The following is a 16,390-nucleotide window of genomic DNA, read 5'->3' on the forward strand; positions in this document are numbered from 1 at the left end:
TTGGCTATCAACTTCCTTTCCAATTCGTTGTACTTTTTTAAAACTTCATTTTGTTGTCTCAGATAACGGTTCTCTGCCTGCAGTTTCTCTAATTCGGAAGAATACTCTGGACCTTTTCCGTAAGTGTATTGCTTACCAACAGGCTGTTCAAATCGATGTGTATCCCCTGCTTTATGCCATCTAACCCATATTTGAACCTGCGTCTTATTCCTGATATTCAATTCCTGCATGATCTCTTTCATAGGCACGCCTGCCAATCTCATTTCTACAGCCTTCTGTTTGACTTCAATCGGATAACTCATTCTTGTTCCCATACAAAAAACACCTCCAAGTCTTATTTCGGATAACAACTATCCGTTTTCAAACTTGAAGGTGTTTTTTATTTGTCTCATCTTATGGGGTCAGTCCCATATCAGGTGCTTTTCGCTTTCAGCTTATTCAAATAATCAATCGCATCCTGCATCGTATCAACAGGCACGATCTTCATGTCCGAATCAATGTCTTTCGCTGTTTTTACTGCATTTTTGTAATCAGAATTGCTGGCGCCGTTTTGATTCGGAGCGAAGAAAATGTCTTTGCCGGCTTTGTCTGCGGCAACAACTTTTTGGTCAATGCCGCCGATCGGGCCGACTTTCCCGTCAACATCAATCGTTCCGGTGCCTGCAATGTCGTAGCCTTTTGTTTCATCTGTTTTTGTCAGCTGATTATAGATTTCAAGCGACATCATTAATCCCGCTGACGGGCCGCCGATATTTTCGATTTCGAAATCAATATCAGGCTTTACCTTGACGTTTCTGTCCGTATACAGCGAAACCCCGATTCCGGCACGGCCAGGCTCATCAGGAAATTGTTTTAACGCAAGGGTGACCGTCTTATCTTTTTCTTCTCTTTCGATTTTTAACTTTACTTTATCCCCGGCTTTTTTGCTGCTGATATAATCGATCAGCTTTTCAGCAGACTGATAGTTTTTTCCGTCCGCACTGATGATTTTATCGCCGACTTCTATTTTCCCTTTCGCCGGCATGTTTTCGACAACTGAGCTTGCGTAGATGCCGTTAAAGGAATAGCTTACTTTTTTTCCTGCTTTTTGATATGCGGCGATGACGGCATTTTCTTGTGAGCTTTTCATCATTTGCAGCTGCCGTTTCATATATTCCTTATCTGATTCGCCTTCTTCCTTGATGCTTTCATCAGAAACAATTTCATAATAGGGGTGCATTTTAGCCCATGCGTATGTAAATGGATTAGCCGGTCCCACTTTGACAGTCATTAAGGACAGACTCCCTGTTTCCGAGTAGCCCCCCTCCACTTTTATCAGTGAGCCGAGCTCTGTCGCTTCTCCCGGTTTTGTAATATAGTATGGCAGTTTTATAAATGATACAACGGCAATCAGTATGAGGATGACAAGCATCCAGCTGAAATGTTTTTTACGTAGCAAGTTATTAGCCCTCCCAATTCTCTATTTCTTTTTTTATCTGGCTGATCATTCGGTTTGTTGCCTCCTCGCCTGCCGATATCATTTCATCAATATTGGCAAACGAGCTGGAGCTGTATGTTTCAAGAGAAGGGCGAATCATGATATCAGCGGCAATCGTCTGATGTCGCACCAATTCATTTTGGAGTATATCCATACTTTGCATGATTACATCAAAAATATGCGCCGCCTTTTCGGTTTTCCGAACCCTGGAGACATCTGAAGCGATGATAATGTCAGCCCCCATATCTTTTACAACAGAAACCGGAATACGGTCGACCACCGCGCCGTCTACGAGAAGCCGTCCGTCCAGCTTCTGCGGAATAAAAATGCCTGGTATGCTGATGCTTGCCCGAACCGCATCTGACACTGATCCTTTGCGGAAAACAATCTTTTCTCCTGTCTGCAGATCACACGCGACAATTCCAAGAGGGATTTTGAGTTCCTCAATCGGTTTGCCGAATGTATAAGCATGCACGAGCTGCCTGACACGGTCACCTCTCAAAAAACCGAGTTTCGGTACCGTATAATCAGCATAGAGCCGCCGTTTGAAAGCCTTGGCGACTTTTTTCATCGTTTCCACGTCATGCCCCGCGGCATAGAAGCTGCCGACCAAAGCGCCCATACTGCTCCCCGCAATCATATCCACATCAATTTGGTGCTTATGTAAACTGGAAAGCACGCCGAGATGAGCAAGTCCTCTGGCGCCTCCCGATCCTAACGCTAACCCGATTTTAGGTTTGGCCAACATGTTAACCTCCTGCCCGAATTCCCTGTATACGGAATTCTATGGTCTAAACTGAACCCCTATGCTCGTATATTAGTACAAAGGGTCAAGAGGACAGGTACTGCTTGGCCGTTTCGAGTCATACCATATTTTATCATGATATACATGTCATTGTGCATTTTTAGCGTCGGGGAGGTAAGAATGAACTTGTCGAAGATTCATACACTTTTGATTGCTGCGTTTTTTATTTTTTTAACAGCGACTGTCATCTCACATCCGCAGGCCTCATTCGAAGCCTCTAAAACCGGGCTGTCCATGTGGTGGGAGGTCGTATTTCCGTCTTTGCTGCCGTTTTTCATACTGTCTGAGCTATTAATCGGCTTTGGTATTGTAAGGTTTGTCGGTGTTCTGCTTGAGCCTTTTATGCGCCCTATTTTCCGCGTGCCGGGTGTCGGCGGCTTCGTTCTGGCCATGGGCATGGCATCAGGGAACCCCGCGGGCGCAAAACTGACGGCAAGGCTGCGGCAGGAAAAACAGATTTCAAGAGTAGAAGCAGAACGGCTTGCTTCCTTCACCAATTCATCCAACCCGCTCTTTATTTTTGGAGCTGTCGCCGTCGGCTTTTTTCAGAATGCGTCATTAGGTATTTTATTAGCATCTGCACACTATTTGGGTAATTTGGCTGTCGGTTTAACGATGCGCTCCTACGGGCGTAAAGAAGAGCGCCAGCTCATGAGAAATAAAACCATATCTTTGCCTTCTATCAAAGATGCTTTACATGCGCTTCACACCGCAAGGCTTGCGGAAAAACGGCCTTTAGGAAAAATTTTGGGCGACGCTGTAACCTCATCCGTTCAAACGCTTCTAATGGTAGGCGGCTTTATTATTTTGTTTTCTGTCTTTAATCGTTTGTTATCCGTCGTACAGCTGACCGACATTCTCTCTATTGTTACAAAAGGCGCACTGACCTTGTTTCAGCTTCCCGCTCAATTGGACATTCCTCTATTATCAGGAATGTTTGAAATCACATTAGGAAGCAAGCTTGTCAGCGAGACAGATGTCTCCCTTTTGCAAAAAGCTGTTGTTGTCAGCTTTATCCTCGGATTCAGCGGCTTTTCCGTTCAGGCTCAGGTGGCAGGCATTTTATCAGAGACGGACATCAGATTTAAACCATTCTTTATCGCGCGTGTGCTGCAAGGCATTTATGCCGCCGTTTTTGTCATTCTGTTATGGAAACCTCTTTACACCGCGTGGAATGACCATGATCAGTACGTTTTTAAATCTCTTGATACAGGTGAGCTGCCGACAGCTCTTATCAGCGGATGGAATCTGCTTGTGGAGATTGGCCCTGCTGTCACGTTATGTGCACTGTTTACGTACATTTTCATTTTTTCTTACAGACTGACAAACGGTACAAAAAAAGGATGAGCTTAAAAACACTCATCCTTGCCTGAATTTTTTCTGAAGCGCCTTCTCGACTTCCGGAGGTACAAATTCTGACACCGCACCTTTATACTTTGCCACTTCTTTTACTATGCTTGAGCTTAAGAAAGAATATTGGTTATTTGTCATCATAAAAAAGGTTTCAATTGATTCATCAAGCACACGGTTTACGGATGTTCCCTGCATCTCGTACTCAAAATCAGACACCGCTCTCAAGCCTCTTAAAATGGCTTTTGCATTTTTTCTTTTTGCATAATCAATTAACAGCCCTTGTGACGTTTCAACTGTTATGTTCGGAATGTCTTTTGTCACTTCTCTCAAAAGCTCACAGCGTTCTTCTACACTGAATAACGGCTTTTTTGAAGAATTGTTCAGCACACACACATACACTTGATCAAATATATTGGCCCCGCGTTTAATGATATCCAGATGCCCGTAGGTCACCGGATCAAAACTGCCGGGGCAGACAGCTATACTCGTCACATCACAACCCCCTCTTTTTATAGATCGCCACCCCTGTCAGGCCATAGGTTTCTTTCCTTGTTATCACTAGATCACCTACTGCTTCGGGAAGCTCGACGTCTTTGTCATGCTCTGCGACGATAAAGCCGCCATCTTCCAGCATTTGTTGTTCGTCTATCACACTTAAGAGCGCCTTCAGTTTTTGTTCCTTATACGGAGGATCAAGAAAAATCCCGTGAAAGCCCGCTTCTCTTTTCGCAGCTGCGTGCAAAGCACGTTCCGCATCATTACGGTACACATCTGCATATGCTGTAAGCTCTAATGTTTTCAAGTTCGATTTCACCGTTTGAATCGCTTTAAAATCACGGTCAACAAATACACAATGGTCAAACCCTCGTGAAAGCGCTTCAATACCAAGACCTCCGCTTCCTGCGAATAAGTCAAGTCCCCTGCCCCCGTCAAAATAAGGGCCAATCATATTGAAAATGGATTCCTTCACTTTATCGGTTGTCGGTCTCGTTGATGTTCCCGGCACTGCCTTTAGTGAACGGCCTTTTTTTGATCCAGAAATTACTCTCATGTTCCACACCACTTTTTCTAAAAGCTATTTTGTTTCCTTGTTCGGCCGGACGCCGTTATGTATAAGAAAAAACCAATCCTATCTTATCATAAAGCATTCTTTCAAACAATGAGCGCTAATCTTCATATACAAGTGTATAAGCGGAATGATCATTGTCCATACTATAAGCAACAGCATCCAGAGGATGTTGTTGCCAACCGCGGAGAAGACTTACGTTTCCCCATAAGTTTTCCTCCGGTTTCTCCTCTCCCTTTGCCTTCTCCTTAACTTGTTAAGGAATAGAAGGACCCCGCAGAAACCTGCGGGGATTTTTTTATACAGCTATATTCCGATTTTATAATCATATTCTTTTGCTTTATCAAGCTTTGACTCAAATTCCAATTTTAAAAACGGTTTATATGAAGGCTCAACTTTCTTAACAAAAGAATAAGATGAGATCTTGTCCATTGTTTTTTCAATTTGGCCCATATCACAATACAGCACGACATATTTTAAGCGTTTTGACACATAATGCACATTTCCAAACTTTCTCAGCATTTTGCTTTGCTTTAAAGAATGAAGATACACAATCATGCCTTGGCGTCTATTCTCCAATACATTCACCTGCCTGATTTCTCTTATATGTAAAAGACGAGACGGCCAGTCTCGTCATGACACTTTGCATCCGCAGCCGCCGCCTGATCCGCAGCCGCCTCCGCATGAAGACAAACCGTCAAAATAAGGATTCCCAGTCGGAACTTTAATATGCTCTGATACAGCTGTCCCAATTTCAACGCTGATTTCATCAAGAATAGACTGCAGTTCCGTCTCTGCTTTTTTGAAGTCGGCCACCTTATCGTTCAGGTCGAGCTCCCGTTTGATCTCCCTCATTTTTCGGGATATTTCTCTATAGTCAGGATGATATTTGCCAAAACGCTGCACATCCTCATACTGCTCTTTTATTTTGATAAAAGAACGAATAATCCGCCCTGCCTCTTCATCTTCCTGGAGACGCTTGTAACAATTGCGGTAGTTCTCAGCCGTCTCCGACTGCAGAATCATCTCGGCAAGCTGCTGAGCTTCACTTTGAAGCCGCACGGATTCCATCGTCGCATACATAGCACGCACCTCCAGTTGTTAGTTTACCATGAAACCAGCCAATTGGAAAATGCTTAGCCGCACTTAAAAATGAAGTTGTAAAAGCCTCCCTAGTTTACACAATGAAAAAGACCCATTTTCGGGTCTTTTAATCTTTTGTCCGCATTGCTTGGAACATTTGCATCATCATTTGCGCCATTTGAATCCCGTTCGTAAATTGATTCACCCGATGCGGAATGGTTTTTTCGTAAAAATTCATCATCTCAAGCTGAAATGAAGCCAAGTCATCCGGCTTTCTTGCAAGCCTCCGGTACCATATCGGCTGTTCTCTTAAGAATCGTTTTCGTTCTTTATCTGCTAAAATAAATTCCTGAACGTCTTTGCGCATATAAGCTCTCCTTTATTAATCCTTCCGAAAAGAAAAAGGATGCTGTCCGGGTCCTGGCTGAGATTGCTTCTGTCCGCTTCCGGAAAATGTGTTGAGAAGGCTTTGCAACGATGAGATCGATTGGCTCATTTTATTGATCTGTTCATTCATTTGATTGACATCCATCCTTTTCACAGCTGTAACCATTTTAGAAACAAAATCATTTTTTTCTGATGTTTCGGGTACCGCTTCTGCGGCTTCCTCCGGTTCTCTGTACGGGTCCCAAATTGGGTCTTTCTCTCCGAAAAGGACCCAATTTTCGTACACGTCCTGCCAGCTTCTTTGTTCTTTGCGCACTTCTTTGATCAGCTTGGGATGTTTTTTAACGAATTGTTTAAAGTCATTAATTGAATGATTGGCATGTTGATTCGCCACAATCCTCACCCCCTCCGAAAAATATACCTACTACAATGTATCGGTTTGTGAGCCAATGTGTTCGCCTAATATTCATCGAAAAATCATTTTCTCGTAAAACAAGAAGCGCAGAATAACAGAAGCTTCCTCCCCCGATAAAGCCGGGGCCTTAATTGTTCCTGAAATCAAGATTCCTGCCTTTTGTAAATGTTTGGGATGCCGCATTCCAAAGCCCATCAGAACAAGATCCTTAATCGCCCCCGGCCGATCTTAAAGTCTCCTCATCAAAAAAGAGCCGGACAGCAACACGTTGATCCAGCTTCAGCTCCTTAAAAGTTCATTTTTTTGGTAATGTCACTCACAGTATCCATTGAGAAAGCTTCGTCTGCTGCAATCACCTTGTTCTAAAGCCTTTGCAGAAACAATAAAAAGCCGCAGAACCTGTCGTCCGCGGCTGATTTCAGCGTTTAATAAAGTTTTGAGTGTAATACTTCCGGTCTACACCGACGCCAAGGTGCGTGTAGTCTGAATGTAGAAGCGCTTTTCGATGGCCTTCACTATTCAGCCAGCCTTCTACAGCAGCCGGACCGTCCACATAATTGTACGCGATATTTTCTCCCGCTTGCTCAAAGTCGACATCCCCTTTTTCTAAGCGGTCCTTCAGCGTGCCGTATTTCTTCGATACATGGGAGAAATAGTTGTTTTCTTTCATATCCTCACTGTGGCCAAAAGCCACTTCGGCCGTCGGCTGATCCCACTCAAGCTTAGCTAACCCATGTTTGACACGAATAACATTGGTCAAATCAAGTATTTGCTTTTCACTCGTTGATTGGATCTCTTTCCACTTATCTTCCGTAACGGTTTGCGGTTCTACTAACTCACCGCGGTACACTACCTCATAAGGTCTTTGCTTGACAAAGGTTTGCGAATCAAACGCCCTGATGCTGGATAGCTTCCCTTCAAATTTGTCCATATACAGCTGGACGTACATCTTCCCTACTTTTACAGTCGGTCTGGTATTGATGTCCTCTTCAGAAAACTCAAACCGATAGGAATTTCCTTTATACTCTACATTTACAAACGGAGCCACCTGAGTTGTCTTAAATACTTCTCCCGTTGACTCACCGATTTTGAAGGGCTTTGCGTTAATATCATTTCCCGCCGCAAATAATGTGACCACTTTATTGTGCAGCATCCCGATTTGCACATACTGGTCTTTTCCCTGATTGTAAACCCACCATTCGTAATCATAAGCCGAGGGGTCAATACGTTCCGGTTCCCCAAGTTTTTTCTTTACATCATCGGCGGATTTGCCCATAAAGGACAATAATCCTGAAGTCGGCATATGTATTCGTTTGCCGCTTGCCGCTTCCTCGTTAGAGACTTGAGGTTCGCTGTCATTTGATTTTTTTTCAGGAACAGCCCCATATTGAATAAACAGAACATAAGTTCCGCAAATAATCAAGAGGATAACCATGGCTCTTAATATATTTTTCAATCTATCACCCCCGTGATGTGAATTGCATGTCTTGCCTTATTTTTCATTACAATACAGCCTATTTAACATGTCAAAGATTTATGTGTTAATGCAAAAAGCCTTGCTCTCTGTTTTCGTCCTCTGAAATATCTGATAAAGCACTGCCGGCACGTTCATTTGTTTGTTCAGATAAGGAAAGATCGCCAAGCGTGACAATACCAGTCAGCTTGTTGTTTTTGGTTACAGGTATGCGCCTGAGCTGATGGGATGCCATTAAATGAAGAACCTCATCAACTGGCGCGTCCTCTTCAACACTGACAGGTTTTTCAGTCATAGCGTCAGTGATTTTTTGCGAGTTTGGCCTTTTTGAGGCGATGCCTCTTAACACCAGATCACGATCGGTTACGATGCCGACCAGTGTTTCTCCATCCTCACCAACTACCGGAATGGCTCCTACATCCGCGTCTTTCATCTTTACCGCAGCTTCATATACATTATCTAATACCGTGCAATATTGCAAGTCAGCTGTCATCAGATCTTTTATTTTTGTCATCCGTAAAACCTCCTTTTATCTAGTGATATTTTCGTCAAATTTTCATTTTTGCATACTTTCAAAAGAAGAAGATTCATTGAAAGTTTAACGCTTTCATACTATGATTGTCAGGAAAGGTAATTTTTATAAGGAGGGGTCAGTGTTGAAGTTTACTGATAGCGGACTTGAAGGGGTAAAGGCTGAGCTCAGCCTCTTGGACGATTTGATGGAAAGCAAGGGACTCATCAGAGCCGGTCAATGGGATTATGAAAGAGTGACCTATGACAGAAAGTTTTCGACGATTGAGGGAACGTTTTACCTGCGGGTTCAAGGCATTGCGGCAGAGGGCGATGTCGGAAGCGGCCGCGCCGTTATTCAATTAATGCCCCCTCTATTAGGAAAACACTATTACCCGCACGGAGTGGAATACGGAGAAACAGAAGAATTCCCAGTGCAGGTTGTGACCAAAAGCAAGGCACTCATCCAGGACATCTCCGACATGCTGAAAACAGTTCAAATGTAATAAAAAAGGTACAGCCGATTGCCGCTGTACCTTTTATGATATCGTCTGCTGAATATAAGGCGGCTCCTCCTGTCCATCCTTTTCCCTTTCCTTCTTCACCCATTGGAAAAAGACAATAGCCAAAAAAGCGCCGTACACAATTTCCTGAATGATTTTCATCATAACTGCCCCGAGTTGCTGATCCTCTAACAAAGGAAGTGTGTTAAACATTTCCGGTCCTGTTAACGGAACCTGTCCCAGCATATCCGCAGGAACACAAAGCTTCATGGCTTCCGCCCAGGCAGACGGATCGGTATAAGTGGCATATAAGGGCATGCCGCTAAACATGATCAGTGCACAAGCAGGCGTGAGCAGCATACCGTCCGCCATAATATAGCCCAGCTTCATCAGGCCGCTGAGCTGCGGGAGCCGAGCCACCTTGTGTACGAGCGGCCACCACATAAAAAACGCTAACACGAAGATCAGCCAAGTCATTAACGCATGGTAAAGCGTATCCGTTTTGACAGTATCAAATATTAGCGGCACATGATATAGAGAAAAAATGCCGTTAAATAAAAGCAATGCAATTAAAGGTGTAGAGAAAAATGTAAAAAACGGCTTAATGGCAGGCCGAAAAATCATTTTTTCCCAGGCCCATGCGGGAATTCCTGCGATTAATAAAGGCGGAACCACTAAATACAAAACAGCCATCTGCACCATATGGGCGCTGAACATAATATGTCCGAGCAGATCAACCGGGCTTCCTTCGGCTGCATATAAAAACAGCATCGCCGACAGAAAACAGGCCATTTCTTTACCCATGATACGGTCAGGCTTTGAAGTCAACCGCCTGTAAAAAAAGATGTAAAGCACCGTGATGCCTAAAAGGATACAAAAAAGATAAGGGCTCCACATGGCGCGAAACCCAAACACGTCTAACTGATTCATGTCTTCACCTCCGGCGGCTGCTCAAATTACCACCATATAATTGTAACAAACGCAAGCACCGTAATGAACGCGACAAACATGCCTGAATACAGAAACAATGCCGGCGCTTCATGCCCTTTCTGATTCATATGCATGAAGTAATACAGCTGAAATATCACTTGAATAGCCGCGAGCAGTATAATGAAAGGAATCGTAAACCAGCTGCCGATGCCGTCTGTTGCCACAGTCAGAAATGCAACGAGCGTAAGGCCGATCATCAGGCCAAAAGACATGACTTGATATTTCATCTCCTGAGCATGCTTCTTTTTCTTATATTCAAGGTCGCTGCTGATATGTCCTCTGCTTTTTTTATCGACCATGTTTATCCCACCATCCCCATTAAATATACAACGGTAAAGATAAAGACCCACACGACATCAATAAAATGCCAGTAAAGACTGGCCACGTAAAACTTAGGTGCTGTATATAAACTTAAGCCCCTCTTTGCATTGCGGATCATCAGCGTACTGATCCACAAAAGGCCAAACGCCACGTGTGCACCATGTGTGCCGACAAGCGTATAAAACGATGAGCCAAGCGCCGAGCTTGTGATGGTAAAGCCAAACTCATGTGTGTAATGCTTAAATTCATAAATTTCCAAGCCTAAAAATCCCGCACCCAATAACAAGGTAATTCCCAGCCAGAGCTGCATTTTGCCAAATGAAAAGTTTTTCATATGGTACATCGCATACACACTCGTTAAACTGCTCGTTAATAAGAGCATTGTGGCGATAAAAACGAGTGTGACATCAAACATTTCTGTTGTAGGCGGGTCACCGGCGTTTGAATTCCGTAGTGCAAGAAAAGTGGCGAAGAGAGACGCGAACAAAACAGTCTCTCCCCCAAGAAAAAGCCAAAATCCTAAAAATTTATTTTTCCCTTCCAGTGTTGCTTTTTCGGGAGAAGCTGGAAAGGTCTCTGCGGTGAATTTTTCTTCAATTTGCATTACGCCTTCACCCCTTTATCATCGTTCGGCAGTTCCTCTTTGTGAATATGATAACCGTGATCATCAATCAATGAACGGAGCAGCATTGTAAAAAATGTGATGCCAAGTCCGATAAAGATCACCGGCAGGCCCCAAGCGTGCTCGGTTCTATACAAGAGACCAAAGGCAGCGACAAAGAGACCGAAGGAAATGATCAGCGGCAGAATTGAACCGTTTGGCATATGGATATCATCAACCGGTTCAGCCGGTGTCATAGATTTGTGTCCCGCCTGCTTCTCGATCCACAGCGGGTCAAGCCCTCTGACAAATGGAAGCTGTTTAAAGTTATATTCAGGCGGCGGTGACGAAACAGCCCATTCAAGCGTACGTCCGTCATGCCATGGATCACTTCCGACATATTCGCCCTTCACCGAAGTCCATATGACATTGACAAGCAGGAGGATAACTGCTGCTGCCATAAAAAACGCCCCGATTGTACTGATCAAGTTGCCGGTTTCAAGGCCCTGGCCTGGCAAGAAGGTATACACACGGCGCGGCATTCCCATTAAACCGACAAAGTGCTGGATGAAAAAAGTAAGATGGAAACCGATAAAAAACAAAACAAATGAAATTTTCCCCATTGTTTCATGCAGAATTTTACCAAACATTTTCGGCCACCAGAAATGAACACCGGCTAATAGCCCGAATACGACTCCGCCTATAATGACATAGTGAAAGTGCGCCACCACAAAATACGTATCATGGAACTGGTAATCTGCAGCTGCCGCAGCCAGCATGACACCTGTCACACCGCCAAGCACAAAGGATGGGATAAATGAGACGGCATACAGCATGGCCGTCGTGTACTTCACATTTCCTCCCCAAATCGTCAGCAGCCAGTTAAATATCTTAATCCCGGTCGGGATCGCGATCGCCATTGTAGCAACTGCAAAGATTGCGTTCGCAATCGGTCCGAGACCTGTCGTAAACATGTGGTGCACCCAAACCATAAAGCCAAGAAAACCGATAAGCACGATCGCAAAAACCATTGAAGAATATCCAAACAATCGCTTTCTGGAAAACACAGGGATGACCTCTGAGAAAATGCCGAAAGCAGGCAAAATCAGAATATAAACCTCCGGATGTCCGAATATCCAAAATAAATGCTCCCAAATAATCGTGTTACCGCCAAGCTCAGGATTAAAGAAATTTGTGCCGAACAGCCGATCCAGCATCATAAGAGCCAAGCCAACCGTAAGCGGCGGAAACGCAAACAAAATTAATGCCGACGCCACAAATGTCGTCCATGTAAACAAAGGCAGCCTCATGTACGTCATGCCGGGAGCCCTCATGTTAATAATCGTGGCCAAAAAGTTAATCCCGGCTATCAGCGTCCCCAGTCCGGATATTTGCAGGCCAAGGACGAAAAAGTCTATGCCGTGCCCTTTTGAATGAAGCGAAAGCGAGGCATATGACGTCCAGCCCGCATCTGGCGCTCCTCCCAAAAACCAGCTTAAGTTTAAGAAAATGCCCCCGAAAAAGAAGAGCCAAAAACCAAGCGAATTTAAAAATGGAAACGAAACATCCCGCGCTCCGATCTGCAATGGAACAACCGCATTCATCAAAGCAAATAAAAGCGGCATCGCAGCCAAAAAGATCATTGTCGTCCCGTGCATCGTCATCACTTCATTGTACGCTTGAGCACTGAGAAAAGCATTTTCCGGCTTTGCAAGCTGGATTCTGATAAACATCGCTTCAATTCCCCCGACAAGAAAGAAGAATCCCCCTGCGATTAAATAAAGTATCGCGATTTTTTTATGGTCCACCGTCGTCAAATAATCCCAAAGCATAGATCCGCGCGTCCGCTTTTCTGTAAGCGCATTCAACATATGTGACCTCCCCCAATATCTCCCTTTCTTCCCTACTTGCTTTCTGCTTTCAAGCCTTTTAAGTATTCATAAAGCGCGTCCATTTCACTGTCTGAAAGCTTCGGATATGTTCCTGTCATTTTGTTCCCTGGCTTTATGCTCTCAGGGTCTTTCAGCCAGGCTTTCACATTTTCTTCATTCGCATCCTTCACCCCTGCCACTTTTGTCCTTTCACCGAAAGTAGCAAGGTTTGGCGCCGTTCTTGCTGCCTCTGCACGCTTATCATTTGGCTCGACCGCATGACAGCTCAGGCAGTTCTTCTCTTTGAACAGGTCTTCCCCCTGCTTAGCCAAATCACTTTCTGCTGCCGTCTTATAGTTTTTCATATCTTTTGTCCATGACTGGAATTCTTTCGCAGAAAGCGCCTTTACTTTAAAATCCATGAGTGCGTGTGAAGGCCCGCAAAGCTCAGCGCACTTTCCAAAGAACGTATCTCCCGCCTCTTTGCTGCGTTTTGAATCGAAGGTTAAGAAGAACGTATTTTCGTTATCAGTATTGGTATCAATTTTTCCTCCTGCTGAAGGAATCCAGAAAGAATGTTTTACATCAGAGGCTTTTAAACTGAAATAAACCCGCTGGTCTGTCGGTACGATCAGCTCCTGGCTTGTGATAATGCCGTAATCAGGATACTCGAACTCCCACCAATACAAATTTGCTCTGACATTGACAACGAGAGCATCCTCGGCTTTGCGGTTTTTCTTATCCATAGGTGATGTATCTGCGAGTTCAAGCGTATATAATACGACAGGGATAACAAGAATGATGAGCAGCAAAATAGGGATCACTGTCCATGTGATTTCTAAAAATTTATTCCCTTCCACCTGTTTTGGTATCGTGTTCTCCCCAACCCGCGACCTTCTGAATCTCACAATCACATAAAAGAAGATAACAGATACGACTGCTACGACAACAACCATAATCAATGTACTGAGCACTGTCAGGTCATACTGTTTATCAGCCACCTCGCCAGCAGGCTTGAGCGTGGATAAAAAAGGTTTTCCACATCCGCTTAACAGAAGCGGCACTAAGGCTAATAATGAGATAAGACGCCAATGCTTTACCATTTCACCCAACCCCTTTTCTGGTCAATACAACGGCGGAGAATAGATTGATTCTTAACGCAATCCAGTCCGCCTCCCAATAAAGCACTTACATTTCCTCTTCTCTTAAATTATGAGTTTTTTTACTCAAAATGCCATCTATGTATAAAAGTAAAGCCGCCTGATTAAACAAAAGGTCAAGGCGGCATTTACTAGTTGTCATCGTTTATTTTGAAGCGATAAAACAAGCAATGTATCTATTTTTTAGAAAAGCGTAAAGACAACCATTGCAACGAAATAGATTGTCATGTAATTCAGTGAGTAAACGAACATCATCGTCGCCCACTTCATGATATTTTTTGAACGGAAGCCCATCAAGCCAAGAATCAGCCAGCCGATATTTAACAGCAATCCGAGAATCACAATCGGAAGACCGAGGCTTCCTAAAAAGAATGGAAGCGGCATCAGGCACGCAACCCATACAATAATTTGTCTTTTCGTTACTTCAAATCCGTATACGACAGGAAGCATTGGAATATTCGCGGCTCTGTAGTCCTCAGTTTTCTTAATGGCAAGCGATAAGAAGTGAGGAATCTGCCAAATGAATAAAATCATAAATAATACCCATGCCACGACGCCGATATTTCCTTCTACTGCCGTCCATCCAATCAGAGGCGGCACCGCTCCGGAAACACTTCCTACTACTGTGTTAATCGTATAGCGGCGTTTCGTCCACATTGTGTACAGGACAACATAAGTAAATACTCCGATAAAACCAATAACAGCAGCCATCACAGTGGTCATCAGCAGCATGATCAATCCTAAAGCAACAAGCAAAATTCCAGACCATAATGCCTGATTCGGCTGAATTTTACCCGTAACCGTCGGTCTTACTTTTGTACGCTCCATGATATGGTCAATGTCCCGGTCATACCAGTTATTGATCGCACAGGACCCCGCAATAATCAAAGATGATCCAAATAAAGTAAGAAGAACGGTGTTTATATTGCCTAAAAAGCTTAAACCGGAAATATGAAAAGCAAGCCACATTCCAGTAAAAGTTGTGATGAGATTAGAATTTACGATCCCTATTTTAATGAGGGACAGAAAATCTTTCCATGCCGTTGTTTCTTCAATTTGTCCGTCTATAGCTGTATCATTTAAGATTCTGGAGTTAGCCATAACGTAAACCTCCCTTACAAACCTAACGCAGGTTTATAATAACCTGCAACTCTATCATACAAGATAACAACTTGTAAAAAAACATCCTATTAAATATTAAACGAGAAACAGGAATTTATTTGTGAACTTTTTATGAATTTTACCAAAGATGAAGGCAAACGCCAATTCGATAATGCGTTTACCTTATTTCTATCAGACCCGGCATGAATAATCAAGTATACATTTCCAGAAGTCGTGATTCTATTATATTTTTGTGAACAAAGGGCTCTAAGAATTGCCACAAAACACATATTCGCTTACACTTGGTACGTATAAAAAATTGCAGCAGTTTGTTAAGAAGGTGGATATTGTATGAATAAAGCATTAAAAGCTCTCGGTGTTTTGACAACATTTGTGATGCTTATTGTTTTAATCGGGGGAGCCCTCGTTACAAAAACAGGTTCCGGCCAAGGATGCGGCAGACAGTGGCCGCTGTGCCACGGGCGCTTCTTCCCTGAACTGAATCCCGCTTCTATTATTGAATGGAGCCACAGATTCGCAAGCGGCATCTCAATTATTCTTGTATTAAGCCTTGCCTTTTGGTCATGGAGAAAAATCACACCTGTTTTCCGTGAAACAACGTTTCTCGCTATCATGTCCATTATCTTTTTGTTTCTTCAGGCACTGCTTGGTGCGTTGGCTGTCGTGTTCGGTTCAAACGCGCTTATTATGGCGCTTCATTTTGGGATTTCACTAATTTCTTTTGCGTCTGTTTTAATATTAACTTTGCTTATATTTGAAGCTGATAAATCAGCCAGAAAACTGGTCAAACCGCTTCAAATCGGCAAGAAAATGCAATTTCACATGATAGGTATTTTGATATATTCCTATATCGTTGTGTATACTGGCGCATACGTAAGACATACAGAATCCAGTCTGGCGTGTCCTGATGTGCCGCTGTGCAGCAGGCTGAACAATGGACTTCCGACCCAATTTCACGAATGGGTGCAAATGGGGCACAGAGCTGCAGCCTTGCTCCTGTTTGTATGGATCATCGTTGCCGCTGTTCATGCGATTACTTCCTATAAAGAACAAAAGCAAATCTTTTGGGGCTGGATTTCGTGTCTTATTTTTATCACGTTACAGGCACTGTCCGGCATTATGATCGTGTATTCTGAACTGGCGCTGGGCTTTGCGCTTGCGCACTCATTTTTTATTGCCTGCCTGTTTGGGGTTTTATGCTACTTCTTATTATTGATTGCACGTTTTCGTTACGAATCAAGACGGGTATAAG

19 protein-coding genes and 1 pseudogene are annotated in these 16,390 nt (G+C 43.7%); 3 read left to right on the plus strand and 17 right to left on the minus strand.

Going from position 1 to position 16,390, the window contains the following annotated elements:
• The 3 genes and pseudogenes from KXD37_RS13970 to KXD37_RS13980 all read right to left on the minus strand — a co-directional run.
• Positions 1 to 314 (minus strand): annotated as a pseudogene (locus KXD37_RS13970) (IS3 family transposase); the annotation flags it as partial.
• Positions 315 to 412: 98 nt separating this feature from the next.
• A complete protein-coding gene (gene ddcP, locus KXD37_RS13975) occupies positions 413 to 1,438 on the minus strand; it encodes a protease DdcP (RefSeq protein ID WP_188323712.1) in 1,026 nt (341 codons plus the stop codon).
• Between the two features lie 4 nt (positions 1,439 to 1,442).
• Positions 1,443 to 2,222 carry a patatin-like phospholipase family protein gene (locus KXD37_RS13980; protein WP_024121297.1) on the minus strand — a complete coding sequence of 260 codons (780 nt, stop codon included), beginning with the start codon at positions 2,220 to 2,222 and terminating at the stop codon, positions 1,443 to 1,445.
• A 180-nt stretch (positions 2,223 to 2,402) separates the two neighbouring features.
• Here KXD37_RS13980 and ylbJ point away from each other — a divergent pair, with 180 nt between their 5' ends.
• Positions 2,403 to 3,629 (plus strand): sporulation integral membrane protein YlbJ, encoded by a 1,227-nt coding sequence (gene ylbJ / locus KXD37_RS13985; RefSeq protein ID WP_044155993.1) that lies wholly within the window; start codon positions 2,403 to 2,405, stop codon positions 3,627 to 3,629.
• Positions 3,630 to 3,641: 12 nt separating this feature from the next.
• Here the strand turns inward: ylbJ and coaD are convergent, their stop codons facing one another.
• The 8 genes from coaD to KXD37_RS14025 all read right to left on the minus strand — a co-directional run bounded on the left by coaD (position 3,642) and on the right by KXD37_RS14025 (position 8,574).
• Positions 3,642 to 4,127: a pantetheine-phosphate adenylyltransferase gene (coaD, locus tag KXD37_RS13990; RefSeq protein WP_044155995.1), complete on the minus strand. Its 486-nt coding sequence runs from the start codon at positions 4,125 to 4,127 to the stop codon at positions 3,642 to 3,644.
• Position 4,128: 1 nt separating this feature from the next.
• Positions 4,129 to 4,686, minus strand: a complete 558-nt coding sequence (gene rsmD / locus KXD37_RS13995; protein WP_024121294.1) for a 16S rRNA (guanine(966)-N(2))-methyltransferase RsmD — start codon at positions 4,684 to 4,686, stop codon at positions 4,129 to 4,131.
• A 321-nt stretch (positions 4,687 to 5,007) separates the two neighbouring features.
• Positions 5,008 to 5,280 (minus strand): YlbG family protein, encoded by a 273-nt coding sequence (locus KXD37_RS14000; protein ID WP_024121293.1) that lies wholly within the window; start codon positions 5,278 to 5,280, stop codon positions 5,008 to 5,010.
• Positions 5,281 to 5,334: 54 nt separating this feature from the next.
• Complete coding sequence (ricF, locus tag KXD37_RS14005) at positions 5,335 to 5,784, minus strand: regulatory iron-sulfur-containing complex subunit RicF (protein ID WP_010334140.1); 450 nt, start codon at positions 5,782 to 5,784, stop codon at positions 5,335 to 5,337.
• 127 nt (positions 5,785 to 5,911) lie between these two features.
• A complete protein-coding gene (locus tag KXD37_RS14010; RefSeq protein ID WP_024121292.1) occupies positions 5,912 to 6,151 on the minus strand; it encodes a YlbE-like family protein in 240 nt (79 codons plus the stop codon).
• A gap of 15 nt (positions 6,152 to 6,166) precedes the next feature.
• A complete protein-coding gene (locus KXD37_RS14015) occupies positions 6,167 to 6,565 on the minus strand; it encodes a YlbD family protein (RefSeq protein ID WP_188323711.1) in 399 nt (132 codons plus the stop codon).
• 439 nt (positions 6,566 to 7,004) lie between these two features.
• Positions 7,005 to 8,042, minus strand: a complete 1,038-nt coding sequence (locus tag KXD37_RS14020) for a CAP domain-containing protein (RefSeq protein ID WP_101860694.1) — start codon at positions 8,040 to 8,042, stop codon at positions 7,005 to 7,007.
• Between the two features lie 85 nt (positions 8,043 to 8,127).
• Complete coding sequence (locus KXD37_RS14025; protein WP_127695303.1) at positions 8,128 to 8,574, minus strand: CBS domain-containing protein; 447 nt, start codon at positions 8,572 to 8,574, stop codon at positions 8,128 to 8,130.
• A 139-nt stretch (positions 8,575 to 8,713) separates the two neighbouring features.
• Here KXD37_RS14025 and KXD37_RS14030 point away from each other — a divergent pair, with 139 nt between their 5' ends.
• Positions 8,714 to 9,076, plus strand: a complete 363-nt coding sequence (locus KXD37_RS14030) for a YugN family protein (protein ID WP_106020356.1) — start codon at positions 8,714 to 8,716, stop codon at positions 9,074 to 9,076.
• A 33-nt stretch (positions 9,077 to 9,109) separates the two neighbouring features.
• On the opposite strand, the gene ctaG is transcribed toward KXD37_RS14030, so the two are convergent.
• From ctaG to cyoE, 6 genes are all read right to left on the minus strand, one after another.
• Positions 9,110 to 10,003, minus strand: coding sequence for a cytochrome c oxidase assembly factor CtaG (gene ctaG, locus KXD37_RS14035; RefSeq protein ID WP_263463625.1), 894 nt, complete (start codon positions 10,001 to 10,003; stop codon positions 9,110 to 9,112).
• 26 nt (positions 10,004 to 10,029) lie between these two features.
• Positions 10,030 to 10,362, minus strand: a complete 333-nt coding sequence (gene ctaF / locus KXD37_RS14040; protein ID WP_024121287.1) for a cytochrome c oxidase subunit IVB — start codon at positions 10,360 to 10,362, stop codon at positions 10,030 to 10,032.
• Positions 10,363 to 10,364: 2 nt separating this feature from the next.
• Entirely contained in the window at positions 10,365 to 10,988 is a 624-nt protein-coding gene (ctaE, locus tag KXD37_RS14045) for a cytochrome c oxidase subunit III (protein WP_010334132.1), read from the minus strand.
• Entirely contained in the window at positions 10,988 to 12,856 is a 1,869-nt protein-coding gene (gene ctaD / locus KXD37_RS14050; protein ID WP_127695305.1) for a cytochrome c oxidase subunit I, read from the minus strand. Before ctaD ends, ctaE begins: the two co-directional genes overlap by 1 nt.
• A gap of 32 nt (positions 12,857 to 12,888) precedes the next feature.
• The gene (gene coxB / locus KXD37_RS14055) at positions 12,889 to 13,959 is read right to left on the minus strand and encodes a cytochrome c oxidase subunit II (RefSeq protein WP_106020359.1); all 1,071 of its coding nucleotides are present in this window, start codon (positions 13,957 to 13,959) and stop codon (positions 12,889 to 12,891) included.
• Between the two features lie 240 nt (positions 13,960 to 14,199).
• Complete coding sequence (gene cyoE, locus KXD37_RS14060; protein WP_010334129.1) at positions 14,200 to 15,117, minus strand: heme o synthase; 918 nt, start codon at positions 15,115 to 15,117, stop codon at positions 14,200 to 14,202.
• Between the two features lie 351 nt (positions 15,118 to 15,468).
• Between cyoE and ctaA the strand changes: the two genes are divergently transcribed.
• Positions 15,469 to 16,389 (plus strand): heme A synthase CtaA, encoded by a 921-nt coding sequence (gene ctaA, locus KXD37_RS14065; protein ID WP_095714822.1) that lies wholly within the window; start codon positions 15,469 to 15,471, stop codon positions 16,387 to 16,389.
• Position 16,390: the final 1 nt, after the last annotated feature.

Origin of the sequence: Bacillus sp. XT-2 (assembly GCF_025696525.1) — a bacterium.
Lineage (GTDB): Bacteria > Bacillota > Bacilli > Bacillales > Bacillaceae > Bacillus > Bacillus halotolerans.

Coding starts and splice junctions, on each gene's coding strand:
- ctaF (WP_024121287.1), bottom strand. CDS start 10,362: ATGGTCGATAAAAAAAGCAGAGGACATATCAGCAGCGACCTTGAATAT.
- rsmD (WP_024121294.1), bottom strand. CDS start 4,686: ATGAGAGTAATTTCTGGATCAAAAAAAGGCCGTTCACTAAAGGCAGTG.
- ctaD (WP_127695305.1), bottom strand. CDS start 12,856: ATGTTGAATGCGCTTACAGAAAAGCGGACGCGCGGATCTATGCTTTGG.
- ricF (WP_010334140.1), bottom strand. CDS start 5,784: ATGTATGCGACGATGGAATCCGTGCGGCTTCAAAGTGAAGCTCAGCAG.
- ctaE (WP_010334132.1), bottom strand. CDS start 10,988: ATGCAAATTGAAGAAAAATTCACCGCAGAGACCTTTCCAGCTTCTCCC.
- ctaA (WP_095714822.1), top strand. CDS start 15,469: ATGAATAAAGCATTAAAAGCTCTCGGTGTTTTGACAACATTTGTGATG.
- ctaG (WP_263463625.1), bottom strand. CDS start 10,003: ATGAATCAGTTAGACGTGTTTGGGTTTCGCGCCATGTGGAGCCCTTAT.
- coxB (WP_106020359.1), bottom strand. CDS start 13,959: ATGGTAAAGCATTGGCGTCTTATCTCATTATTAGCCTTAGTGCCGCTT.
- KXD37_RS14025 (WP_127695303.1), bottom strand. CDS start 8,574: ATGACAAAAATAAAAGATCTGATGACAGCTGACTTGCAATATTGCACG.
- cyoE (WP_010334129.1), bottom strand. CDS start 15,117: ATGGCTAACTCCAGAATCTTAAATGATACAGCTATAGACGGACAAATT.
- ylbJ (WP_044155993.1), top strand. CDS start 2,403: ATGAACTTGTCGAAGATTCATACACTTTTGATTGCTGCGTTTTTTATT.
- KXD37_RS14010 (WP_024121292.1), bottom strand. CDS start 6,151: ATGCGCAAAGACGTTCAGGAATTTATTTTAGCAGATAAAGAACGAAAA.